At 46.9% G+C, this 23,091-nt stretch carries 23 protein-coding genes, 1 tRNA gene and 1 pseudogene; 15 read left to right on the top strand and 10 right to left on the bottom strand.

Annotated elements, in window-relative coordinates; translation table 11 throughout:
• Nucleotides 1-32 precede the first annotated feature (32 nt).
• The 3 genes from CHL1_RS12020 to CHL1_RS12010 all read left to right on the top strand — a co-directional run bounded on the left by CHL1_RS12020 (nt 33) and on the right by CHL1_RS12010 (nt 3,314).
• A complete protein-coding gene (locus tag CHL1_RS12020; RefSeq protein ID WP_243134704.1) occupies nt 33-488 on the top strand; it encodes an NfeD family protein in 456 nt (151 codons plus the stop codon).
• Between the two features lie 15 nt (nt 489-503).
• On the top strand, nt 504-1,457 hold the full coding sequence (locus CHL1_RS12015) for an SPFH domain-containing protein (RefSeq protein WP_070372743.1): 954 nt from the start codon (nt 504-506) through the stop codon (nt 1,455-1,457).
• A 93-nt stretch (nt 1,458-1,550) separates the two neighbouring features.
• Complete coding sequence (locus CHL1_RS12010; protein WP_070372822.1) at nt 1,551-3,314, top strand: ABC transporter ATP-binding protein; 1,764 nt, start codon at nt 1,551-1,553, stop codon at nt 3,312-3,314.
• On the opposite strand, the gene larE is transcribed toward CHL1_RS12010, so the two are convergent.
• Nucleotides 3,311-4,126 (bottom strand): ATP-dependent sacrificial sulfur transferase LarE, encoded by an 816-nt coding sequence (gene larE / locus CHL1_RS12005; RefSeq protein ID WP_250933098.1) that lies wholly within the window; start codon nt 4,124-4,126, stop codon nt 3,311-3,313. The two genes, CHL1_RS12010 and larE, sit on opposite strands and share 4 nt — an antisense overlap.
• Nucleotides 4,127-4,359: 233 nt before the next feature.
• Between larE and CHL1_RS12000 the strand changes: the two genes are divergently transcribed.
• A complete protein-coding gene (locus CHL1_RS12000; RefSeq protein WP_070372741.1) occupies nt 4,360-5,094 on the top strand; it encodes a glycoside hydrolase family 25 protein in 735 nt (244 codons plus the stop codon).
• Between the two features lie 69 nt (nt 5,095-5,163).
• Here the strand turns inward: CHL1_RS12000 and CHL1_RS11995 are convergent, their stop codons facing one another.
• Complete coding sequence (locus CHL1_RS11995) at nt 5,164-5,550, bottom strand: desulfoferrodoxin family protein (protein WP_070372740.1); 387 nt, start codon at nt 5,548-5,550, stop codon at nt 5,164-5,166.
• A gap of 165 nt (nt 5,551-5,715) precedes the next feature.
• Between CHL1_RS11995 and CHL1_RS11990 the strand changes: the two genes are divergently transcribed.
• On the top strand, nt 5,716-6,333 hold the full coding sequence (locus CHL1_RS11990; protein ID WP_070372739.1) for an NUDIX hydrolase: 618 nt from the start codon (nt 5,716-5,718) through the stop codon (nt 6,331-6,333).
• A gap of 51 nt (nt 6,334-6,384) precedes the next feature.
• On the opposite strand, the gene CHL1_RS11985 is transcribed toward CHL1_RS11990, so the two are convergent.
• Nucleotides 6,385-7,098, bottom strand: coding sequence for a hypothetical protein (locus CHL1_RS11985; protein ID WP_070372738.1), 714 nt, complete (start codon nt 7,096-7,098; stop codon nt 6,385-6,387).
• Nucleotides 7,099-7,314: 216 nt separating this feature from the next.
• On the opposite strand from CHL1_RS11985, the gene CHL1_RS11980 reads away from it, so the two are divergent.
• Nucleotides 7,315-8,034, top strand: a complete 720-nt coding sequence (locus CHL1_RS11980) for a gamma-glutamyl-gamma-aminobutyrate hydrolase family protein (protein ID WP_276520382.1) — start codon at nt 7,315-7,317, stop codon at nt 8,032-8,034.
• A 78-nt stretch (nt 8,035-8,112) separates the two neighbouring features.
• Here CHL1_RS11980 and CHL1_RS11975 read toward each other — a convergent pair whose 3' ends face one another.
• Genes CHL1_RS11975 through CHL1_RS11950 form a run of 6 tightly spaced genes read right to left on the bottom strand, consistent with a single transcriptional unit; the run spans nt 8,113 to nt 12,682 of the window.
• Complete coding sequence (locus tag CHL1_RS11975) at nt 8,113-9,195, bottom strand: ABC transporter substrate-binding protein (RefSeq protein ID WP_250933094.1); 1,083 nt, start codon at nt 9,193-9,195, stop codon at nt 8,113-8,115.
• Between the two features lie 35 nt (nt 9,196-9,230).
• Nucleotides 9,231-10,034 (bottom strand): ABC transporter ATP-binding protein, encoded by an 804-nt coding sequence (locus CHL1_RS11970; RefSeq protein ID WP_207648663.1) that lies wholly within the window; start codon nt 10,032-10,034, stop codon nt 9,231-9,233.
• Nucleotides 10,035-10,039: 5 nt separating this feature from the next.
• On the bottom strand, nt 10,040-11,002 hold the full coding sequence (locus tag CHL1_RS11965) for a FecCD family ABC transporter permease (protein ID WP_250936285.1): 963 nt from the start codon (nt 11,000-11,002) through the stop codon (nt 10,040-10,042).
• A gap of 50 nt (nt 11,003-11,052) precedes the next feature.
• Entirely contained in the window at nt 11,053-11,736 is a 684-nt protein-coding gene (locus CHL1_RS11960; RefSeq protein WP_250933093.1) for an Ig-like domain-containing domain, read from the bottom strand.
• A 9-nt stretch (nt 11,737-11,745) separates the two neighbouring features.
• Nucleotides 11,746-11,937 carry a hypothetical protein gene (locus tag CHL1_RS11955; RefSeq protein WP_148636290.1) on the bottom strand — a complete coding sequence of 64 codons (192 nt, stop codon included), beginning with the start codon at nt 11,935-11,937 and terminating at the stop codon, nt 11,746-11,748.
• On the bottom strand, nt 11,930-12,682 hold the full coding sequence (locus tag CHL1_RS11950) for a hypothetical protein (RefSeq protein ID WP_250933091.1): 753 nt from the start codon (nt 12,680-12,682) through the stop codon (nt 11,930-11,932). Before CHL1_RS11950 ends, CHL1_RS11955 begins: the two co-directional genes overlap by 8 nt.
• A gap of 123 nt (nt 12,683-12,805) precedes the next feature.
• Here CHL1_RS11950 and CHL1_RS11945 point away from each other — a divergent pair, with 123 nt between their 5' ends.
• The 9 genes and pseudogenes from CHL1_RS11945 (at nt 12,806) to CHL1_RS11905 (ending at nt 21,366) form a co-directional block, all read left to right on the top strand.
• Nucleotides 12,806-13,672, top strand: a complete 867-nt coding sequence (locus CHL1_RS11945; protein WP_228883012.1) for a DUF2238 domain-containing protein — start codon at nt 12,806-12,808, stop codon at nt 13,670-13,672.
• 99 nt (nt 13,673-13,771) lie between these two features.
• Nucleotides 13,772-13,848, top strand: a tRNA-Arg gene (locus tag CHL1_RS11940).
• Between the two features lie 283 nt (nt 13,849-14,131).
• Nucleotides 14,132-14,731, top strand: coding sequence for a DUF4143 domain-containing protein (locus CHL1_RS11935; RefSeq protein ID WP_420840470.1), 600 nt, complete (start codon nt 14,132-14,134; stop codon nt 14,729-14,731).
• A gap of 307 nt (nt 14,732-15,038) precedes the next feature.
• Nucleotides 15,039-15,842: an MBL fold metallo-hydrolase gene (locus CHL1_RS11930; RefSeq protein ID WP_250933089.1), complete on the top strand. Its 804-nt coding sequence runs from the start codon at nt 15,039-15,041 to the stop codon at nt 15,840-15,842.
• 256 nt (nt 15,843-16,098) lie between these two features.
• Nucleotides 16,099-17,604: pseudogene (locus CHL1_RS18540) on the top strand (sensor domain-containing diguanylate cyclase); the annotation flags it as partial.
• Between the two features lie 23 nt (nt 17,605-17,627).
• Nucleotides 17,628-18,179, top strand: coding sequence for an HD-GYP domain-containing protein (locus tag CHL1_RS18535; RefSeq protein WP_276520499.1), 552 nt, complete (start codon nt 17,628-17,630; stop codon nt 18,177-18,179).
• Between the two features lie 279 nt (nt 18,180-18,458).
• Nucleotides 18,459-19,466, top strand: a complete 1,008-nt coding sequence (locus CHL1_RS11915) for a uroporphyrinogen decarboxylase family protein (RefSeq protein ID WP_070372364.1) — start codon at nt 18,459-18,461, stop codon at nt 19,464-19,466.
• 247 nt (nt 19,467-19,713) lie between these two features.
• Nucleotides 19,714-20,418, top strand: coding sequence for an epoxyqueuosine reductase (locus CHL1_RS11910; RefSeq protein ID WP_250933087.1), 705 nt, complete (start codon nt 19,714-19,716; stop codon nt 20,416-20,418).
• A gap of 18 nt (nt 20,419-20,436) precedes the next feature.
• Nucleotides 20,437-21,366 carry a DUF1848 domain-containing protein gene (locus tag CHL1_RS11905; RefSeq protein WP_148636296.1) on the top strand — a complete coding sequence of 310 codons (930 nt, stop codon included), beginning with the start codon at nt 20,437-20,439 and terminating at the stop codon, nt 21,364-21,366.
• Between the two features lie 273 nt (nt 21,367-21,639).
• On the opposite strand, the gene CHL1_RS11900 is transcribed toward CHL1_RS11905, so the two are convergent.
• Nucleotides 21,640-22,959: an alpha/beta hydrolase gene (locus tag CHL1_RS11900; RefSeq protein WP_070372362.1), complete on the bottom strand. Its 1,320-nt coding sequence runs from the start codon at nt 22,957-22,959 to the stop codon at nt 21,640-21,642.
• Nucleotides 22,960-23,091 lie beyond the last annotated feature (132 nt).

Raw genomic sequence — 23,091 nt, 5'->3', positions numbered from 1 at the left:
TAATAAATCAAATGAATGAGGGAGGTGAGAGGATGAATCTTGTTTTTATCTGGTTGATTTTGTTTATCGTTTTTCTGGTAGCTGAACTGGTTACAGCTGGGGCGTTGGTTTCAATCTGGTTTTGTGTGGGCTCTTTGGTGGCTTTAGTTGCCGCCTATTTTGGCGCGGCTTTCTGGGTGCAGATGATCGTTTTTTTTGTCGTTTCCATTGGCTTACTATTGGTTACAAAGCCGTTTTTAAAGAAACATCTGGATCCCCAAAAAATGGCGACCAATGCCGATCGGATCCTTAAAAACCGGGGCATTGTTGAAGAAGAAATCAATAACCTCAAAGGTCAGGGGGCGGTCAAAATAGACGGGAAGTCCTGGTCAGCCCGAAATGTCGATGGTGAGGCTGTTATTCCGATTGGTGCTGAAGTGACTGTTGTGGGAATCGAAGGCGTTAAGGCCATGGTTCGGGCGGCTGAGAAAGAAACTATTTCAAAATAAAAGGAGGAAAAAAACATGTATGGACTCATTATTTTAGGTGTCATCTTTATCATTTTTATTGTTGTGATTATTGTCAATGCCAAGATTGTTCCTCAGGCCAATGCCTATGTAGTCGAACGGCTGGGAGCTTATCATTCTACCTGGGAAACCGGTTTTCATATTGCGATACCAATTATTGACCGGATCTCCAAACGAATCAGTTTAAAAGAGCGGGTAGCCGATTTTCCACCACAACCGGTTATCACCAAAGATAACGTCACAATGCAAATTGACACGGTTATATATTTGCAGGTAACCGATCCCAAATTTTATATGTATGGGGTGGATAATCCCATGAAGGCAATTGAAAACTTAACGGCTACGACCCTTCGTAATATCATCGGAGATATGGAGCTTGATGCAACGCTCACCTCCCGAGATGTCATTAATACCAAGATGCGGGTGATTCTCGATGAAGCCACCGATCCCTGGGGGATTAAAATTAATCGGGTCGAGCTTAAAAATATTATGCCACCAGAAGCGATCCAAAATGCGATGGAACGGCAGATGAAGGCCGAGCGGGAACGACGTGAAAAAATTCTTCAGGCCGAAGGGGAAAAAGCCAGCGCTATTCTGGTGGCAGAAGGTGAAAAATCGGCGGCAATTTTGCAGGCAGAAGGGTTGAAAGCGGCCGCTATTTTAAGCGCTGAAGCAGACCGGGAAGCCCAGATCAGACGGGCGGAAGGGGAAGCCGAAGCGATTATCACGGTTCAGGAAGCCGTTGCAAATGGGGTCAAAATGTTAAACGCTGCTGATCCAATCCAGTCGGTGATTGCGCTAAAAAGCCTATCAACCTTTGAAAAGGTAGCCGATGGCAAAGCCACCAAGATCATTATACCATCTGAAATTCAGAGTTTGGCCGGTCTGGCCACATCCCTCAGTGAAATTATGAAGGATCAGACTAAAGTCAGTCAGCAGAGTAATTTATAAACGACCATGAATGGGCAATTGGGAAACGGCAAGCCGTTTTTCGATTGCCCAAATTTTTTAACGAACAATTAAGAAAGAGGGCATATTTTGGAAATTACGAATACGCAACTTATCAAACGTTTTATACCCTATTATCAAAAATATAAATGGATTTTGTTATTGGATCTCTTTTGTGCGACCCTGACCACGGCCTGCGATCTGGTGTTGCCGCTGATCGTGCGGTTTATTACCAATGCCGCAATTAATGATTTGGCCAGTCTGACAGTGGAAACAATTCTAAAACTGGGACTGTTATATCTGATGCTGCGACTGATCGACGCAGTGGCTAATTATTTTATGGCCGATGTCGGTCATGTGATGGGGGCTCAGATCGAAACCGATATGCGCCGGGATCTTTTTTCGCATCTTCAGAAGCTGTCTTTTTCGTTTTACAGCGATACAAAAATCGGTCAGCTGATGTCCCGAATGACCTCGGATCTTTTCGATGTCACCGAGTTTGCGCATCATTGTCCCGAGGAATTTTTTATTGCCGGTCTGAAAATTGGAGTATCCTTTGGGATATTGGCCAGCGTTAATATCTGGCTGACGCTGATTATTTTTGCCGCATTACCGGTGATGCTTTTGACCACCACCTATTTTCGTAAGCGAATGCGCCGGGAAATGATGCGGTCGCGGGTTAAGACCGGGGACATCAACGCCCAGGTGGAAGACAATTTACTGGGAATTCGGGTGGTGAAGTCCTTTGCCAATGAAAGCATTGAAGAGCTGAAGTTTGAGGCGGGGAACAGTCAGTTTCTGGAAGTTAAACGAAAAACGTATCGTTATTTTGCAGGTTTCCAGACCACCACCCGGCTTTTTGACGGACTGATGTACCTGCTGGTAATGGTCTGCGGCGGGATCTTTATGATCAATGGTGCTATCAATCCTGGAGACTATGTGGCATATCTGCTGTATGTGACCACCTTGCTCACATCGATCCGCCGGATTGTCGAGTTTGCCGAACAGTTTCAACGAGGCATGACCGGGTTTGAACGCTTTATCGAAATTCTCGATCAACCGACCGAATATGAAAATCAGGCCAATGAGGTGGAACTGACTGACGTAGTGGGTGATGTCCGTTTTGAAGATGTCAGCTTTCAATACAACGATGGTGGTGATGCGGTGCTGTCTCATATCGATGTTGAGGTGAAGGCAGGGCAGAATATTGCCATTGTCGGACCGTCCGGCAGCGGAAAAACGACCATGTGTCATCTGATTCCGCGCTTCTACACTGTGAGCTCCGGCCGGATTTTGATTGATGGTCAGGATATTCAGGGTCTGACTCTCCATTCGCTGCGAACTCAGGTGGGGGTTGTTCAGCAGGATGTTTATCTTTTTTCGGGGACGGTCTATGAGAACATCAGCTATGGTCGGAATGATGCCGACCGGGACAGCGTAATTCAGGCAGCCAAACACGCCGGGGCCCATTCGTTTATTGAGAAGCTGCCCCAGGGTTATGATACCTATATCGGCGAACGGGGGATCAAACTTTCAGGCGGTCAGAAGCAGCGAATCAGTATTGCCCGGGTATTCTTAAAAAATCCACCGATTCTGATTCTTGATGAAGCCACCTCGGCTTTGGATAATGAAAGCGAACGGATTGTTCAGGAATCCCTAAAAGAGCTGACTCGGGGTCGAACGACCTTTACCATTGCTCATCGGCTGACCACCATCAAAAATGCCGACTCGATCTTGGTTCTTACCGAAGATGGGATTGTCGAAAAAGGCTCTCATGAGGAACTGCTCCGGGAAGAAGGGGTCTACTACGATCTCTACCAGATGTACCGGGAGCTGGATGAATTAAACGAAGAGTTTTAGCCGTTCATATTGCCGCAGTTGTAGCCAGCCAGGTCCAGGGTGATGGATTTGATGCCGAGGTTTTTCAGGGTGTCGATCAGGGCCAGGCGGTTGTCGATGATAACGGTAAAATCGTCAGGGTCGCATTCGATTTTAGCGGTATCGCCCAGCAGTCGCAGCCGGTATTGGTTTAAGCCCAGGGATTTGAGAAAATCCTCCCCGGCTTCTATAGCCGCCAGAGCGGCCGGAGTAATCGGCGTGTTGGTAGGAATCCGGGTGGCCAGGCAGGCCATCGCCGGTTTGGTGGCTGTTGGTAAGCCGTAATAGGCCGAGAGATCCCGGATATCCTGCTTGGTCAGTCCAGACTCTTTTAATGGGCTAAAAACCCCCAACTCACCCAAGGCTTTAATCCCGGGTCGATAGTCCTTCATATCATCAAGATTGGAGCCGTCCAGAATTACCTCGTAGCCATTGGCCAGAGCAGCATCTTTGATCTGGGTAAAAATAAATTTTTTGCAATGATAACAGCGATCAGTTGGGTTTTTGACAAAATTTTCCAATGCAAAGACATCGGCTTCAAGCACTAAGGGGATTGCTCCGATGGCTTTGGCCAGCGCTTGGGCTTCGGCAAATTCCGATCTGGGCAGCATCGCACCGTTAACGGTAATGGGCAATACAGCATCTCCCAGTACAGAAACTGCTACCTGCAGCAACAGGGTACTGTCGACACCGCCGGAAAAGGCAATACTGACTTTGGGGAAACGTTTGATATTATCTTTCAAAACAACCAGTTTTTCGGCAAGAACCGGGGTTAGGATGGTATTTATTTCCATGGCATCTCCTTGTATGTATCAATTTGAATTCTTTGATTCGGATAATGGCTATATTATAACTCCTTAAGAGGGTTCCCCGCCAGTAAATATTTTGTTATAATGTTTACATTAAGTAAGTAATTGCGTAATTTATAAACATTGAAAAAGATTTACTTTGATGTCGGCTTTCGCAAACCGTCCGCGAAGCAAATTGCTATTACCAGGTTTACATTAAAAAGTAGGGGGAATATGGAATGTCCGTAAAAAAAGCTATCTCACTGGGGGTGGGAATTGGAGTTTTGTTTATCATTGTGCTAATTATATATGGAGTAACCCATACATTTAATCAGACCAAAAGGGAGGATCATCTGGTCAAAGGGGTGGATCTGTCTGCTTACCAGGGCGATATTGATTGGGAACTACTGGCTGATCAGAATATTGATTTCGCCTTCATCAAAGCCACAGAGGGTAATGATTATGTGGACACGAAATTTAAAACGAACTGGGAAGCGAGTCAGAAAACAGCCCTTAAGGTCGGCGCATATCACTTTTTAAATTATGACACGACGGGTAAAGCGCAAGCGCAGAACTTTATTGCCAATGTACCGGTTTCTGATCAGAACCTGCCACCGGTAGTTGATCTGGAATTGTATGGAATTTATGAAGACAATGCCTTACCCAAGGAACAGGTTAAGGTTATCCTTGATGAATTTCTAAAGGAACTGGAAAATCATTATGGGGTAAAACCAATAATTTATACCACCCAGCGCATTTTTAAAATGTATATTGGAACCGACTATAAAGATTATCAAATCTGGATCGTCGATCTGGATAATGCCTGGCCTGAAACGTTGCCAAACGGCGAAACCTTTACCTTCTGGCAATATAGTCACCGGGGTATGATGGACGGCTATGATGGTGATGAAACGTTTATTGATATGAACCTTTACAACGGCACTTACGCTGAATTTATTGAAGAATTCTTCTGACAATCTGAAAAAGCTGCCAAGACGGCAGCTTTTATAGTTACTGGATTATTTTTCACAGCATGTGTTTAATTATAAACTTGCTTTCCATAAACCATGAAGGTTACAATATTCATAGGCTGCAATGACTTTATCCCCAGGGGTTAGAGCAAATTCGGCTTTCGGTGCCCCGGTTTCGGCCAGACATTTTCGTTGGCCACCTTCGGTGGTTTCAAGATAGACCCAGGCGATATGGTGTTCAGGCGTCATTGGATGGGGAACACTACCAATATCAACGGTGACGGTATTGCCATTTACGGTGATGACAGGAACGTGTTTTTCCTGAGCGGCATCAGTCGTATTGGGAACAACTTCTGTCATGGGATCGCCACAGCAGATCATTTGAGCACCTGATTCGTGAATCATTCCTACGAAATTCCCACAATGTTTACAGACGAAAAATTTTGGTTCTTTACACATAATAGACCTCCTAAGTCAATGTTAATCTCTTTTGTTATATTCCCCAAAAATAAAGAAATAAACAAATTAGATTAATTCTTATCTACATTATAACATAAGATTTAAGAAAGTGAAGACACAAATTGTTAATTTTGAAAGGAGCGAAGCGTTGCTTCGAGAAGAAAGATGGAAAAACAATGGCTTTTATGGGCAAGAGAATTACAATCAATCTCACAGTCGGGGTTGACCTACTGCAAAAACGACTATGATCTGGTTCGCTATCGTGAAATTGAAAAGCTGTCCCGAGAAATCATCGAAAAACATACAGAGATTTCCCATGAGGTGATAAAAGATTACTATATCAGGGAAGAAGGCTATTTAACGCCCAAGGTCGATGTTCGGGGTGGTGTGATTGTCGACAATAAGATCCTGCTGGTTCGGGAAAAGATTGATGGTCGTTGGTCGCTGCCGGGGGGGTGGGCTGATGTCAACCGGACACCCCAGGAAAATGTCATTAAAGAAGCCTTTGAAGAAGCCGGAGTGCTGGTTAAGCCAACCCGACTGGTCGGGCTGCTGGATCGCAGTAAATGGGTCCAGGATACCTGTCCGTATACTATTTATAAGATCCTGATGCTGTGTGAATTACTGGAGGGGGACTTTAAATGTAACGCTGAAACCATCGAGAGTGGTTTCTTTGCCATGGATCAGCTGCCACCGTTGTCACTGGGGCGAACCACCGAAGCACAGTTGACCCTATTTTTTAAAGCCCACCAAAATCCAGAATATCATCCGGTGTATGACTAAAGCTCAATAAAACCCACAAAAACTGCTGAGTGGCTGTTTTTGTGGGTTAGCTCATACAACATATGTGGTTGGTATGTTGGTACAGGTAATCGGAGTCGTAATCATTTTGGAAACAGCACTTTGTCCCTGAGATTGCAAGGTTTCTTCCACTGACTTGTTAATGGGCAAGGCACCAGCAATCATTTGGCCGTCTTCCGAGGCCGGGAAAAAATTTCCGTTCTTGTTCAGGAAGGTGGCATATACCCGGTATTGGGTTACTCCGTTGGCATCGACAAAGGTGTAAAACCCATCCTTGTCTTCCACTGGGGTATAGAATCCAAAGGGGAGTTCACCATCGTAAACGGTGGGAATTCCGTTACCCTTGTCAACCTTGGTCAGGGGAGAACTGCCGTTTTTCAAGGCCAGATAAACGTTTTGTTCGTCGACCCGATAATCCATTTGATAAAAACCTTGCTCCAGCAAATGAGACTGGTCGTCAGAGATAGATTCTTTTTTGCCGTAAACATAGTAAACCGGTTCTCCGGCGGTATTGGTATAACCAAAAACACCAAACTGAACAGTGGTCGTAGCGCCATTGGGATCATCCGGGATGGGATTAGTGATGCTTAAAATCGAGTCAAGATGCAGTCCATTGGGGATGGTTGCTGATGTGGGAACCGTCATCAAGGTGAGATAGGCGGTGGTACCGTCATCTTTGTCACAACCGGCAAAGAGTAAAACAATCAGGGAAATTAGTATGATAAATAAGAATCTTTTTTTTGACATGCCGTCGCTCCTGTTTCAAAGTTAAGTATATTTTATAACACTTTTGGTACAATAGCAATCACACTTTGGTCACAATTATGTCTAAGAATCAAACTTTCCTTGTGATTATGATGCTTTTCGTTTAAAATAATATCAATGGTTGAGGTTATCGGTACGGGTTATAATTTTCATTTTACCCTAGCTTTAACCAGGCGTAAGAAACGAGGAAACGAAAATGTGTGCACAAAAAAACCTTTAATTGGGATTTTACCTTTATATGACAGCAATAAAAAGAGCATCTGGATGTACCCGGGATATCCCGAGGGGATAATTGCCGCCGGTGGAATCCCGGTGATTTTGTCAATTTTGAATCACGACGAGGACATTGAAGCGATTGCCGAGCGATTGGATGGCTTTGTTTTCAGCGGAGGCCAGGATGTGGATCCGCAGCACTATGGCGAAGTTTTGCTAAAATACTGCAATGAAATCTATCCACCCCGTGATCATTTGGAATTACGACTGTTACGGGCAGTGATGGATCGGGATAAGCCGGTTTTCGGGGTCTGTCGGGGACTTCAATTATTTAACGTTGCATTAGGAGGAACACTCTACCAGGATATCAATAAGCAGGTCAACCGGGAATTGCCGATTCAGCATTTTCAACAAAACAATTATGAATTTCCAGTTCATGAGGTTATGGTCAATAAAAAATCCCGGCTGTATGAAATCATAGGAATGGAAATGATCCGGGTCAATAGTATGCATCATCAGGCGATTGCCCGCTTAGCACCCCAACTGACCGCCGCGGCGTTTAGCAGGGATGGCCTGGTGGAGGCGGTGGAAATCGAGGGTCTCGCTTTCGGTCTGGCAGTACAATGGCACCCTGAGTTTTTATGGCGGGATGATGAAAATACGTTGAGAATACTGCAGGCTTTTGTTGCTGCCTGCCGAAACTAAAGCCTGCCGAAACTAAAAAAGGAATCCCAGCTGCTTTGATGCAGCCAGGATTCCTTTTTTGATATTGGCATGACTTAGCTATTTTGCCAGTCGCATCCCTTCACCGGATAAGATAGTGGCCACATCGGCATCAGTCAGTGTAAGTTCAAACCATTGCTGATAGTGGTCTTTGACGGTCTGGGTCAGATCGACATCGGCAAACAGCTCCGGATAAAAGGTCATAGCGATAAATAACGCCGCCATATGGGGTTCCATCGAACCAGGGTGGCCCCAGCGGGTGACACCGACCGGCAGGGTGGTGACTCGTTGCTCGGCCACGGCTCTTAAGCCCGACCATTTGGGATCGCTTAGCATATAGTTGATGGCAATGATGTCATTGGCAATGATGGCATCGGGATCCCAACTGTAGATCTGTTCCAGAGTAGTCATCGTTTTTTCGGCATCAGTGATCAGACTACCGCCCTGAGTTGAAACATTGATAATCCCGGCGGCATCAGTGATCTGGCTACAGAGATCGCCAGCCAGGTCGGTTCGGGCGGCCTCGTTGACAGCATGGTAAACCCGGGGGCGGGCAGATTCCGGCAGACTGCTGACCCGCTCGGAAATCAGCGTCAGAGTTTGCTGGAGGGCGGCATTGTAATCGGCGGCCCGCTGTTCCTGATTAAAAACGGTGCCGGTTACGGCGATGGCCTTTTGGAGATCATCCAGGCTGGCATAGTCAATGACAACCCAGGGAATTCCGGCCTTATCGAGTTTTTCGATTTCCCCGGCATTTTCGGCGGTGCTTTTGCGCAGCAGTACCAGGTCGGTGTTGGTGGCCAGGAGTTCTTCAATATTGATGGCACCGTCGTTAAAGGGAACCGATACCGAACCAATATCCGGCCGTTTATAGGACATCAGTACATCCCGCTTGATGCCGTTGGGAATGCCGACGATCTTAGCTTCCTGGCCCAGCATCGTCATGATGTGAGCGGTGGAGGCGTAGAGACAGGCAACCCGCTGGGGATCTGCCGGAATTTCTACTTCCCGATTTAGACAATCGACAATTGTTTTGGTTGGTACCGTTGTGGCTTGGTTCTGGATCTGGCAGCCGGTCAGGGTGCTTAGCAGTAATCCGACGAGTAGCAGGGTGCCAAACAGAAAGTAATTTCTTTTGAGCATGGAATGATCCTTTCTAGATAAATCAGTTAAGTCAGTCAGCGGATGTTTTTTAGTGGCACAATAAATTTCCGATGAATTCCGGCCTCATCGGTGGTACCAGTGGTGGCAATGATTTTAAAGACGTCTTTGAGATTATCGCTGGTAATCACAGTCGATGGGGGGCCAATGGCTTCGATTCTACCCTCGTTCATCAACGCCACCCGGGTGGGGACCGATGCATTTTCCAGATAAAAGGCCTGGTTGAGAAAGTGGGTAGCCATGATAATGGTTAGACCCCGTTCCTTGACCAGCCAGGTAATGATTTCCATTACCATCAGCTCATGACGAAAATCGAGGTGAGCAGTGGGTTCGTCCAGCACCATGATGCGGGCGTCCTGGGTCAGGGCCCGGGCAATCAGCACCAGCTGCAGTTCGCCGCCGCTGAGTTCGGTGTAAAGCCGTTCCTCAAAACCTTTGAGACCCACTTGGTCAAGGCTTTCTCGAGCTCGTTGCCGCTGGTTACTGTCCGGTGCACCAAAGCCTCGGGTGGCGGCGGTGCGGCCCATTACCACAATGTCCAGCACTGTATAAGGAAAGGTTTTGGTGTGACTCTGGGGGACATAAGCAATATTCTGGGCAAATTCCCGAGGTTTCAACTGGGTAAGACGGGTGCCACCGACTTCAATGGTTCCTTGTTGCGGCTGATTGATCCCTAGGATACTGTCAATCAGAGTGGTTTTGCCACAGCCATTAGGGCCGATCACACAGAAGACTTCTCCGGGCTGAACCACAAAGCTGATATTCTCAAAAATCAGCCGTTTGGGGGTGTAGCCAAAACTCAGGTTGTTTAAACGCAACACGATTCTTACCAGCTCCTTCCTTTGGTTTTTTTTAGCAGATAAATAAAAAAGGGACCGCCAATCAGAGCAGTGACAATTCCCAGCGGGATTTCGCCGCCGGTTAAGCTGCGGCAGAGAGTGTCGCAGAAAATAACAAAACAGGCTCCCAGCGACATGCTAGCCGGTACCAGCCACTTGTTGTCATTGCCCACCAGCATCCGACCCACATGGGGAATAATTAGCCCGATCCAGCCGACGATGCCGCTGACGCAGACGGCTCCGGCGGTGGCCAGGGTGGCAAAGGCGATAATAGCAGCTTTATTGGCTGGCACATTGATCCCCAGGGTACGAGCTTCACGATCACCCATTGACAGGACATTGAGGCGGTAGCGTAAGATCAGCATGCCAGCCATCCCCAGAGCCATTGGGAAGAGGGCCAGGAAGACATCGGCAGTTTTAGTGGAGGCCAGACTGCCCATCAACCAGAAGGTGATCGCTGGCAGTTGGGTAGCGGTATCGGCCAGGTATTTGAGCAGTGAGATCAGCGCCGAAAAAATCGATTGAATAATGGTGCCACCCAGTACTAGGGTGATGGTAGTGGAAGTGTTGTCGATTTTCCCGGCAAAGTAGCTGAGAATTACCGCCAGAATTCCAAAGCCGAAGGCAAACAAGGGTGTTAAAAAAATCGAGTTGAACAGCACAATCGCCAAAGCAGCTCCGAAGCCAGCCCCGGCCGAAACCCCGAGAATACCACTGGAAACCAGAGGATTGCGAAAGAGGCTCTGAAAGGCGGCCCCGCTGGCGCCCAGAGCCGCCCCCACCATGGCACCCTGAAAGGCCCGAGGAAAACGAATCTGTAGAATCACCGTAGCAGTTTCAGCGCTGACACCACGACGGGTGCCGGTGAGCCCCTGCCACAGGGTTGTCAGGACATCGTTTAAAGATACATAGTAACGGCCGATGCAAAGGGTGCCAAAGAAAAAGAACAGTGGTAGGAGAATCAGGATGATGGTGACAAGTGTTTTTTTTGCGGTGACATTTAGGCTTTTTTACGTCGGACGATGACGATTCCCACGACAATTGCAATCGCCATCAGACCAATGATGATCCCGGTGGTATTTAGACCGGAACCGCTATTTGCTGTTTCAGAAGTAGCTTGGTTGGCAGCTTCGTTTGTTCCGGCGGTGGTAAAGGTTAAAGTGATGGGAGCTGTCAGAACATCGCCGCTTTTGGAACTTAGGGTGGTGTCAACCTTGATAGTATAAACGGTGCCCTCTTTAAGCTGTTCGCTGGGAACGATGTTGATGAAGTTTCTAAGATCCGGTTCCAATTGGTCATCGGCCATGGTGATTTCGGCTGCCACCGGCTGATCTCCGGCCCAGAGGCTGACAGCTTTGAGGTTGGCATCCCGGACGGTGGCATAGGCGACGTTTTTACTGAATTCCAGTTTGATCGGTGTATCAATAGCAATTTCGGTGGATTTGTCAGCCGGGGTGACAGTGACGATAGTCAGCGGTTCGGTACTACCACCGCCAGTGCCGTCGCCGCTGCCTGGTGCCGTGGTGGTTTCACTTGCAGACCCGCTGCCACCACCGGAACCATCGCCACTGCCACCACCGGAGCCATTACCGCCAGCTGCCATAACGCTGCCGCAGCATCCAAAGGCCAACAGGCCGATTAACAATAAGGATAGGACTGTTTTTGTAAAGTTTTTTGGTTTCATGTTTTCCTCCTAAAAATAAAATAAAGATTTCATACAACGGATTCCCGCTCCGACAAAGCGCCGATAGCGGCAATTATAACAGGAAATGGTTTCCTCGGCCAACCATTCTTCTTCCACATCGGGCTTAAATTCAGGGCAGTTTATTGCCAAGGTTTGTGCCTGTTTCCAGGCTTCCATCGGAAGTTGATGTTGATCAGACATAGAAGTGCTCTCCCAGTTGGCGGATTTCGGCTTTGGGTATTGTAACGTACTGATTATTTTTGTCCTGACGGACAAAAAGTACATAATGGTGGCGGTAAAGTACTGTTTTAGAGCGATTGCCCAGGCGGATCAGGGTCGTATCGGCCAGTGGTTCCTTACTGGTCAGATCGAGAACCTGTTCGACTTCGGGGAGGTTTTTGAGATCCGCAACTGTGTAGCTTTGGTTGATTACGGCATTTTTGAGAGCTCCTTTGATTTCTCCGTCACAGCCGAATAATCGCAATCCAACTCCGGCCAGGGCGCCGATAATACCCTGGCCGGTACCGCCGTGTTCGGACAGATGGAGATGGTGGTTACGGGCACAGGCCATTGCGTCATCTTTAGTTAGAATTGTCTGCTTGGCCTGGACACCAAACTCCATCAATTCGTCATAATGACAGCTGTCGTCATAAGCTAGCACGCATAGACCAGGGTCGGAACCCACTGCAGCAACGGTATCGAGATGTTTGGCAGCCAGATCGATGATGGTGGCTAGAGCGTCATCTGGGGCTTCGCCGTAAAAACACATCGAGCTGTTATGGGAGGTGTAGGGTATATCCTCATGTATATAAAGCTGGTGTCGGGTCACCAGGGAACAGGGCCCATAGCCCTGGCGGATAATTTTTTCCTGAATCTGCTCGGCGATGGTTCCGGTACCGATGGAATCGAGGTTGTCGGTGTCGTCAATACAAAGGTAAAATTTCATGGCGGAAAACTCCTTGGTTTAATTTGCTGAATATAGTCATTATAAGTGAAGTGATTATAATTGTAAACCGCCTGATAATGATGGTATAATAATACAATCATTATGAAACTGGAAGAAAATGCGATGACAAAAACGAAAATTGATAAAATAACGTGGTTACTTGAGCATCTCCAGGATTTTTGGGAAGAAGCCAGAGAAAATAAAATCAAGGCTTTTGTTTATATTTCGCTGCGGATTTTGGTGGTGATGGTCTTAATCGCTGAGATTTTCAATCGCAATTATAACAATGTCTTTCTTTGTGTACTGACGCTGATTCTCTTTATGATTCCCAACTTTCTCAACAAGCGACTCAATATTGTGCTGCCCGGAACCTTGGAGATTATTGTACTGTTATTTATTTTTGGGGCCGAGATTCTTGGGGAAATCAATGAGTATTATTTGATCTTTGATCGCTGGGACGATATGCTTCACACAATCAACGGCTTTCTTTGTGCAGCCATCGGTTTTTCAATGATTGACATCCTTAACCGTAACGAAAAAGTAACTTTTTCGCTATCACCGGCTTTTGTGGCCCTGGTAGCCTTTTGTTTTTCGATGACAGTGGGTGTAGTCTGGGAGTTTTTTGAATTTGGAATGGATCTGTTTTTTCAAACTGACATGCAGAAGGATAAGGTCTTGACGGTGATCAGTTCAGTGTTTTTTAATCCTGAAGGAAAGAATGTGGCAGTGGTGATGCCGATCGAGAGCATGGTTGTCAATGGGATACCTTGGCATTATGGAGGCTATATCGATATTGGCTTGTATGATACCATGAACGACTTGTTTGTCAATTTTATCGGAGCGATGACCTTTTCAATCATCGGGTATTTTTATATTAAAAACCGCAGCAAAGGGAAGTTTGCCAAGCGGTTTATGCCTCGCCGAAAAACTGAAGCGGAGATTTTAGAAGAACGGGAACACTACGAAAATAAGCATCACCACGATTCGTGAAAAAAATATACAATTTTATAAAAAAAGACTTTTATTCTTGATTTGAATGTGCTATAATAACTTTCGTGGCCAACGGAAGTATCCTAGGTCACGATATGCGTGCCCTTGGCTCAGCTGGATAGAGCGTTCGGCTACGAACCGGAAGGTCGGGGGTTCGAATCCCTCAGGGCACGCCATAAATCGCAGTGTTATCCCATTCGCAAGTTTCTTGTGGATGGGATTTTTTACATTTTAACCGATATAGAAGGCGGATATGCAAAATCGTTTTTCAAATTGTTGCACCACCGACGATTATTCGTCGAAAAAAATGTAAAATTTTAACACATATTCGTCGTAATATATATTTTTGCTGATAATCAGGATTTTAATGAGGCAAGAGAGATACAGAAGCGAATCCTTACCGCCTATGAACAGGATTTTTCGAAGCATGCGCCAAATGAAGTGATCCCACGTATTCGGATGCTATGGAATAATATTCCGTCCCAGCTCACCAAGGAAAACAAGAAGTTTATCTACGGACTGAGAAAGGAAGGCTCTCGGGCGAAAGATTATGAAATGGCCATGCTTTGGTTGAATGATTGCGGTCTTGTTCACAAAGTGCAACGGGTAACAACACCGGGTCTGCCATTAAAGGCCTATGAAGATTTGAAGGCATTCAAACTCTTTATTCTGGATGTTGGTTTACTATTCTGTATGGTTAGGCTGAATCAAGCAGTTCTCCTTGATGGGAATGATCTTTTCAAAGAGTTTAAAGGCGCTTTGACAGAGCAATATGTGCTCCAGCAGTTAAAGACGCTAGAGGGTATTGAAACCTATTACTGGACAAATGATCGAGGAAGTGCTGAAATTGATTTTCTAGTTCATAATGGAAGCAATGTGTTTCCCATTGAGGTCAAGGCTGAAACTAATTTGAAAGCTAAAAGCTTGAGAACCTATCATGAAAAATTCAGTCCCCAAATATCAATTCGTACTGCAATGACGGATTACAAGCAGGAAGAATGGTTGCTTAATTTGCCTCTGTGGGCAATCAATACATTGCAAATGAAGTTATCCAAATAAAAACAGGAAATAGGCCAAGAGCGATATTGATGCGACTAGATTAAAGATGCTTTGTTAAAGTAGGACATTAATTTGTTAAAGAGATTGGTCTTTCATTAATTTGAAAAAATTTCAAATTAATGAATTTGATTAAGAACGGTTTTTAATAATTTGTTATAAGTTAATAAGTAACGATTAAGAACTGAGAAGTTTGCGCCTTTTTATTCGGCCATGAGTTGCACCCTAGATTGATCTTTGCAGTTGATCGTGGTATAGTGAATCCTGTGGCGTAGTGGCTAATGAACACTGTCAAAAAGGGAGGAACAACATGAACGAACGCTTAATTATTCTCGGGACCGGCAATGCGGCGGTGACCCGGTGCTATAATACCTGCTTTGCAATCGAAAAGGGCGAGGACTATTTTCTGGTCGATGCTGGTGGCGGTAACGGCATATTGACCCAACTGGAGCGGGCCAATATCAGCCGTACCCAGATCCATGAGGTCTTTATCAGTCATGGCCACACTGATCATCTATTAGGGCTGATCTGGCTGATCCGGATGATCATTGCTGAGATCCGCAGTGGTCGCTATCAGGGCCAGATGACGATTTACTGTCATGCCGAGTTGAAGAAAACGGCGCTGACGATCGTCAGACTGACGCTGCCGGAGAAATTTGTCAAGCTGATTGGTGATCGGGTCGTATTTAAAGTGGTCAAGGACAAACAGACGAAGAAAATTCTCGGCAACAAGGTGACTTTTTTTGATATCCAGTCCGACAAAGCCAAGCAATTCGGTTTTGCGATGACGCTGTCGTCGGGGCGGCTGACCTTTCTGGGTGACGAACCCTATCATGAACACGAGTACCCGTACGCCTTTGGGACTGACTGGTTGCTTCATGAGGCCTTCTGTCTCTATGCCGAACGGGAGCGCTTCAAACCTTATGAAAAGGCCCATACTACGGTTAAGGATGCCTGCGAAATCGGAGCTCGGTTGGCCGTGGCCAACCTGCTGCTCTATCATACTGAAGACCGCAATTTGGCCCGGCGCAAAGCCTTGTACACGGCTGAGGGGGTGCCGTTTTTCGGCGGTAACCTGCTGGTGCCGGATGATCTTGAGGAATTTGAACTCTAAACTTGCACTTGCCTGCGGCGGGCTGTGTCAGCAGCCCAATCAGGCGCAAATCTGACAACTGCAAAAAGCGGAAATGATTTATATCAAATCCGATGAACCTGGTTTGGGCCCGCTTTCCTGGTGGAAGTCATGGTATGATCAGCCCGGTTAATAAGAGCCGTAGATAAAACGATCAAAAACGGGTATAATAACAACCAAATATCAGATATCAACCCATCATAACCCAAACAGCGCAAGCCAGAAATGAGGTGAAATCATGTCATCCCAGCTGATCAAAGATCTGTTGCTCAATACCGCGTTACTGTTGTCCATCAGCATTGTATACAATCTCTTTTTTATCGGCATCGACCGCCGCAAAAAGTGGCCAGAGGCAGTTCTTGGACTGTTTCTTGGTGGGGTGGGGATTCTCTTGATGATCAATACCGTCAGCTTTGCCAACGGCATTATCTTTGATACCCGTTCGATTCTGATCAGCGTTTCCGGACTGTTTCTGGGCTATCTGCCGACGGTCATTGCGGCTCTGCTGGTCTCGCTTTACCGCCTTTATTTAGGCGGCGGCGGCGCTCTGACCGGGGTGCTGGTGACGGCAACCTCCGCAGCAATCGGGCTACTCTGGCATCGTTACCGGCTCCCTAAGATCGTTAAAAAATCCGCTCATGTCTGGCCCGAGCTATACCTGTTTGGCCTGCTGGTTCATCTCGTCATGCTGGCCGACATGCTGACGCTACCCAACGCCCAGGTTTCGGCGGTGCTCCAGGCGATCACCCTGCCGGTGCTGATTATTTATCCACTAGGGACGCTGCTGCTATGTTTGGTGATGCTCCAGGGCCTCAAAAACCAGGCCGCAGACGACAATCTGCGGCAAAGCCGGGAAAACTATAAAAACCTCTACTATGAATTCCAGAAAAAAGAATCACTGCTGCGCTCACTGTTGGACTCGATCCCGGATCTGGTTTTTTATAAGGATCAGCAAAGCGTTTATTTAGGTTGCAACAAAGCTTTTGAAGCATTTGCCGGTAAAACCGTCGATGAATTGGTCGGCTATACCGACTTTGATCTCTTTGATTCCGACACGGCGACCCTGTTTCGAACCATGGATGAGATCATGTTGCGCGAAAAAAGTCCCGCCGCAACGAAGAAATGGTCACCTATCCCGATGGCCGCCAAGTCTATCTGGAAACCCTGAAAACTCCTTACTACGACCATGACGGCCAGAACCTGGGGCTGATCGGGATCAGTCGGGATATTACCGAGCGCAAGCAACATGAAGCCGAGATCCTTTATCTTGGTCAGCACGATGCCCTCACCGGGCTCCATAACCGCAGCTATTACGAAGCCGAACGGCAGCGGTTGGATCACTGCGACTATCTGCCGCTGTCGCTGATCATCGGCGATATCAACGGCCTCAAACTGATCAACGATGCCTTTGGCCACAGCGAAGGGGACAAACTGTTGATCAGCATTGCCAGGATCATGGCCGACTGTGCCCGGCCCCAGGATGTGCTGGTCCGCACCGGCGGCGATGAGTTTGTGATGCTGCTGCCGCAGACCAGTTATAGCGAAGCCGGGGCCCTGGTTGAAAAGCTCAAAAGTGCCTGTGAAGCTGGCTACAAGCTGGACAATGAACTGATTATCACCAGCATCTCGCTGGGCTTTGCGACCAAAACCAGCGCCCATGAATCCTTGGAAAAAGTATTTAAACTAGCTGAGGAGTCGATGTACCGCAAAAAACTGCTGGAATATAAGAGCTTTCATTCCGCAGTGATGGCGTCAATTAAAACCACGTTGTTTGAAAAAAGCAACGAAACCGAAGCCCACGCCGAGCGGATGGCCGATCTGGCCAAGCAACTGGGCCGGGTGCTGGGGCTGGATCAGGAGGAGTTAGTGGCGCTGGAACTGGTGGCCACCCTTCACGATATCGGTAAAATTAGCATCGACAGCAAGCTACTTAAAAAAAATACCCCGCTGACTGAGGCAGAATGGGCCGAAATCAAAAAACATCCCGAGGTCGGCTATCGGATCGCCCAGACCGTGCCGGAACTGCGCAAGATTGCCGAATATATTCTCTGTCATCATGAGCGCTGGGATGGCAACGGCTATCCCCAGGGCCTCAAAGGCGTGGAAATCCCCTTGCTGGCACGGATTCTGGCGATTGTCGATGCCTACGATGCGATGACCCAGAACCGCTCCTACCGTCCGGCAATGGCGGAGCGGGAAGCCATTGCCGAGCTGCAACGCCATGCCGGCAGCCAGTTCGATCCGGACCTGGTGATGGTATTCATCCACGAGGTCATCGAAAAAAATAGCAACATTGTGGAAAGTAGCGCCGATGCTTAAAAAAGCCAGCTTAGGTTATTCAAGAAAGATTGAAGATTTTCTTAATTATATTTAAAATAACAGAATGCGAAGATAAGGCCTCATATCATCAGGAAACCGCTGATGATATGAGGATTTTCAGAATACCTTCAGATTGCCGATGATAACGTCGTCAAAAATAAAAATTTAACCGGTTAAGTAATGCTTGTATTCGGAAGAAACTGGTGATATAATTGATTTTACAAATATACACGCATTTAACTTGTGTATCGTTACTAATTTTTAGGAGGAAATGATTTTATGCTAACGAAACGACAGAACCTACTGGAAACGATTAAAGGTGGAAATCCTGACCGCTTTGTCAATCAATACGAGGCCTTTGTCTGTACTGATGCCATTTATGGAATGATCATGGGGGATCCGATTACGGCTCAAGGCGGTTTTCCGATGCCTGGCGGCGAACCGGTCAAAAATGCCTGGGGTATCACCTTCGCTTGGCCAGCTGGCACTCCCGGAGCCTTTCCTTTACACGATAAGGAGCACAAGGTTCTCCAGGATATCACAAAATGGCGGGATGTCGTTAAAGCGCCGAAAACCGATCTGCCAGCCGAAGCTTGGGCACCCTTTTTACCAGCCGTCGAAGCGATTGATCGCAACGAAGTGTTTGCCACGGTCTTTGTCGCTCCCGGCGTCTTTGAACAATGCCATCATTTAATGGGGATGGAAGATTGTTTGATGGGCTTCTATGAAGAACCGGAAGAAATGCATGCCCTGATCGACTACATCGTCGATTACGAACTGCGCTATGCCGCTGAACTGATCAAATATTACAAACCGGATTGTCTTTTCCATCACGACGACTGGGGTAGCTCGCTGAATTCGTTTATGGCTCCTGATATGTTTGCGGAGTTTATTGTTCCAGCTTACAAAAAAATCTACGGTTTTTATAAAGCCAACGGCGTCGAACTGGTGGTTCATCATAGCGATTCCTATGCCGCCAATCTAGTGCCCCACATGATTGAAATGGGCATTGATATCTGGCAAGGCTGTATTTCTAACAACAATGTTCCGGAACTGATTAAACAATACGGTGGCCAGATCTCCTTCATGGGCGATATTGATAACTCCCTGATTGATGATGAAAACTGGACCCAGGAAAGCGTTGGCGCCGAAGTCCGCAAGGCTGTCGCCCGTTGCGGCAAACACTATTACATTCCCTGCATCACACAGGGGGGGCCGGGCAGCGTCTATCCCGGTGTTTATGAAGCTATTACTGCAGAAATTGATCGGATCAACGCCGGTAAATAATAACCGCTGATAAAATAAAACAGCTGGAGAATTTTCTCCGGTTGTTTTATTTTTTGTCAGTTTACAAAGATAATTTTTTGTGGTGAAATAAGGGGTAGATTAAGCAGATCAGGACACAAGCGAAAATGGGGAGAAATTGAGGACTTTGAGATGATGAATAAAAAATTTGTGGCTTTGATTACCGACTACGTTAAGAACTATCAGGAAAAGAAACAGACCCGTACCACCTGGCGGGAGCCGGTGATTGGTGTGGCCGCTGCTTGCTGATCCCTTATTTCCCAGACTAAAGGAGATCATCGGTCCCAACCACGCTCTGCCCGGTGAGCTTCTACCCGGGGCCAGAGCAGTGTTGGTATTCTTTCTGCCTTTTTCCAAAAGCGTTGTGGCGAGCAACATTGCTGGCGAGGAAAGCTCGCAAGAATGGGATTACGCCTGCATTGAAACCAATCAACTGATCAATGATTTAAACCGGTTTTTACACGATACCATTGTGTCAATGGGCTATCACGCCTCATTATTGCCGTCAACCTACAATTATGATGGCGAAAAATTAATCAGTGACTGGTCCCATCGCAGTGTCGCCTATATTGCCGGGATCGGAAAATTCGGTCTCCACAACATGCTGATTACAGAGCGGGGCTGCTGCGGCCGGCTGGGCAGCGTCATCACCGATCTGGAACTGACGTCGACGCTGCGAACAGCAGAAGAATTATGCCTTTATAAGATCAATGTGTCATGCCAAAAATGTCTGAAAAAATGCGTCAACCAGGCCTTTACGCTGGCCGAGGGGAAGGTGGCTTTTGACCGTTATCGCTGCAATGAACAGATCTATGATAAAATCGTGCCGGAGTATCCCATCGGCAGCGGTGATGCCTGTGGCAAATGCATGTGTGGGGTGCCCTGTTCATTGGGGATTCCTGGTAAAGCTAAAAAATCTAAAAGCGACTCATAATTTAAGAAAGGAGTTCTGATGATTCTAAACACCGGTAACCGTACTGACATCCCGGCATTCTACAGTGAATGGTTTTATAACCGCATCCGGGCCGGTTTTGTGCTGGTCCGCAATCCCTACTATCCCCAGCAGGTGATCCAGTATCGGTTGACACCGGAGGTGGTGGACTGCCTGGCCTTCTGCACCAAAAATCCTGCCCCGATGCTAAACCGATGGTCAGAAATCTCTGACTTCAAACAGTTCTGGTTTGTCACCATCACCCCCTATGGCCGGGACACCGAACCTCATGTACCAGACAAGGCGCAGGTCATTGAGGCCTTTAAGCGGTTGTCCGAGGCGGTGGGAATCGAGGCGGTGGGCTGGCGCTATGATCCGATTTTTATCTCGGAAAAATATTCGCTGGATTTCCATCGGGATAGTTTTGAGCGGATGGCCAGTAGTCTTAAAAGCTATACCGATCATTGTGTTATCAGCTTTATCGATCTCTACCAAAAGACCCGGCGTAATTTTAGGGGTGTTAGGGCGGTAACGACCGTTGAACGGGCTGCAATCGGTCAGGACTTTGCGACCATTGCCAGTCAAAACGGGATGATCCTGCGTACTTGCTGTGAAGGAGCCGATCTGGCACCCTACGGGGTGGACTGCTCGGGTTGCATGACCCGGACCGTTCTGGAACGAGCCATTGGCATCAACCTGAAGGTGCCCAAAAACCGCTACACCAGCCGGGAAGGTTGTGATTGTCTGCTGGGCAGCGATATTGGCGTTTACAATAGCTGCGGTCATGGCTGCCGCTACTGCTACGCCAATCACGATGACCAAACCGTCAAACACAACATGGCCAACCACGATCCCAAATCCCCTTTTTTAATCGGTAATGCCATGGCTGGGGATATGATTAAAGCAGCCAAACAGGTGTCTTATGTAGATAGGCAGCTGTCGTTTTTATAGAAAAATAAGAATCTCAGGTAATTGGTCAATCGCAACGGATACCTGGGATTTTTTTGTTTAAGAATAACCTGGAAGTAAGTTCGATCGTTGATTACCAAAAGGTAACTTGCTAATAGATTAGTGATTACTTTTGTTCTGAACGGAAATGATTTATAGTTTAACGGTGTTGGTAATAAAATAATTAAACAAAGGAAGGTGCTATTTAATAGTCCCTTCCTTTGTGCATTTTAATGGTTGGTGGATCGGCCTTATTTCAGCCGTCCTGTTTTTGCTTTAATTGGCGGCGTTCACATAACTGTCAAAGATCGTTTTTGACTGAGCAATGGCCTGCATATAGTTTTGTAAATGATTGAGGGGATACTGGGTATAGCTCATTTTTACATTCCCCCCGGCAGCCAGCATTTTTTGATAGGCGTTTTCGGTTACTGAAGCCGGGATTAAACCATCCTCGGATGAGGTCAGAAAGGTAACCGGCATTTGTGGTACCCAGTCATCGGTATTATTTGCGGCAATGTCTGCAGCGACTGTACCGTCTTTGGCACTGGCCAGGAAAGATGCGGTAAACATGTTGTCAGTCGCTTTGGGATAATTGGCAGCTAGGACAATCAGCGGGGTGGTGGGGTTGGAAAAGTTTTTTTCCACTCGGGTATCATAGGGTTTATTAAAAATAGTATCCATAGCGCCCCAGTCATAAATTTGCTGATAGGCATAAACTGCTTTGGCACAAACCAGGCTACCACCCGGTCGGCCGTCCATAACGACACCCCCGGGGGTGTCCAGAAAATTATTCATGGCGGCATTCATATTATAAGGCCCTTCCATAAATACGGCCGCAGTAACTGGATACTGTGGATAATCGTTTTGAATTAACTTAGCCAGGGCTGATACGGCCTGACCGCCTTCTGAATAGCCCGACAAAAAGAGTTGACCGTTGGTGGACAATTGCAGCTGATCCAGTAAATGACCGGTGGCAATCAGGATGTCCACGCCGTTGGCGGCTTCACTGTCGGCGTATAAATATTCGCTGGGATAGCTCAGGCAATTGGGTTGGCCGGTCCCGACATAATCAGAAATGGCTACCACATAGCCGTCACTGGCAAAGGCTCCGGCCAGCGTATTGGATTCTCCGGAAGCTTTTTGAATGCTGATACTGGGGGCGGTACCATTGGTCATGATCGTGGCATGCTGATAAATAAGCAGCGGCATCGGTGATGACGCGTTTTTTTCGGGAATCAGAACAACCCCGGAGCAGGGGATCTTTTCACCGGCATGATTAATTGTCACATATTCAATAATATAAGCACTTACCGGGTAGTCCGGGGAGCCAAGCTGTTCCATCGACCATTGGGCTGATTCGGGAGTGGTGCTTTTTCCTAATTTTTCCAGAAAAGCGGTTGATTGCTCGGTGGAAAAGGTCTGATAAAATTCATTAAACAGGAGGTCGCCACGGTTGGCAGCGCTGACATCGTAGGCCGCTCGCGCCTCAATGGTCTTTAATGTTTTGCCAGAAAGGGTATGGAGAACAAATACCAGCAAGGAAACGACAATGAGGAGCAAAAACAATTGCAGAAAAATCTTTTTGGTGGATTTCATAACGGCCTCGTGTTGACATAAATTGATCTCAAAATTAACGATCTTGTCACTGATGTTATTTTACATTAACTTTAAACAAGAATCAATATTATATTCATTTAATTGATTGTGGCAAAGAAAAGGTTAGAGACG

It is taken from the genome of Acetobacterium wieringae (genome assembly GCF_023700225.1).
Lineage (GTDB): Bacteria > Bacillota > Clostridia > Eubacteriales > Eubacteriaceae > Acetobacterium > Acetobacterium wieringae.
Note: the sequence above shows the minus strand (reverse complement) of the source record. Positions and strands in the feature narration are given on the sequence as shown.

Coding starts and splice junctions, on each gene's coding strand:
- CHL1_RS12020 (WP_243134704.1), top strand. CDS start 33: ATGAATCTTGTTTTTATCTGGTTGATTTTGTTTATCGTTTTTCTGGTA.
- CHL1_RS12015 (WP_070372743.1), top strand. CDS start 504: ATGTATGGACTCATTATTTTAGGTGTCATCTTTATCATTTTTATTGTT.
- larE (WP_250933098.1), bottom strand. CDS start 4,126: ATGGAAATAAATACCATCCTAACCCCGGTTCTTGCCGAAAAACTGGTT.
- CHL1_RS12000 (WP_070372741.1), top strand. CDS start 4,360: ATGTCCGTAAAAAAAGCTATCTCACTGGGGGTGGGAATTGGAGTTTTG.
- CHL1_RS11995 (WP_070372740.1), bottom strand. CDS start 5,550: ATGTGTAAAGAACCAAAATTTTTCGTCTGTAAACATTGTGGGAATTTC.
- CHL1_RS11990 (WP_070372739.1), top strand. CDS start 5,716: ATGGAAAAACAATGGCTTTTATGGGCAAGAGAATTACAATCAATCTCA.
- CHL1_RS11985 (WP_070372738.1), bottom strand. CDS start 7,098: ATGTCAAAAAAAAGATTCTTATTTATCATACTAATTTCCCTGATTGTT.
- CHL1_RS11975 (WP_250933094.1), bottom strand. CDS start 9,195: ATGCTCAAAAGAAATTACTTTCTGTTTGGCACCCTGCTACTCGTCGGA.
- CHL1_RS11960 (WP_250933093.1), bottom strand. CDS start 11,736: ATGAAACCAAAAAACTTTACAAAAACAGTCCTATCCTTATTGTTAATC.
- CHL1_RS11955 (WP_148636290.1), bottom strand. CDS start 11,937: ATGTCTGATCAACATCAACTTCCGATGGAAGCCTGGAAACAGGCACAA.
- CHL1_RS11950 (WP_250933091.1), bottom strand. CDS start 12,682: ATGAAATTTTACCTTTGTATTGACGACACCGACAACCTCGATTCCATC.
- CHL1_RS11945 (WP_228883012.1), top strand. CDS start 12,806: ATGACAAAAACGAAAATTGATAAAATAACGTGGTTACTTGAGCATCTC.
- CHL1_RS11935 (WP_420840470.1), top strand. CDS start 14,132: ATGCTATGGAATAATATTCCGTCCCAGCTCACCAAGGAAAACAAGAAG.
- CHL1_RS11930 (WP_250933089.1), top strand. CDS start 15,039: ATGAACGAACGCTTAATTATTCTCGGGACCGGCAATGCGGCGGTGACC.
- CHL1_RS11915 (WP_070372364.1), top strand. CDS start 18,459: ATGCTAACGAAACGACAGAACCTACTGGAAACGATTAAAGGTGGAAAT.
- CHL1_RS11905 (WP_148636296.1), top strand. CDS start 20,437: ATGATTCTAAACACCGGTAACCGTACTGACATCCCGGCATTCTACAGT.
- CHL1_RS11900 (WP_070372362.1), bottom strand. CDS start 22,959: ATGAAATCCACCAAAAAGATTTTTCTGCAATTGTTTTTGCTCCTCATT.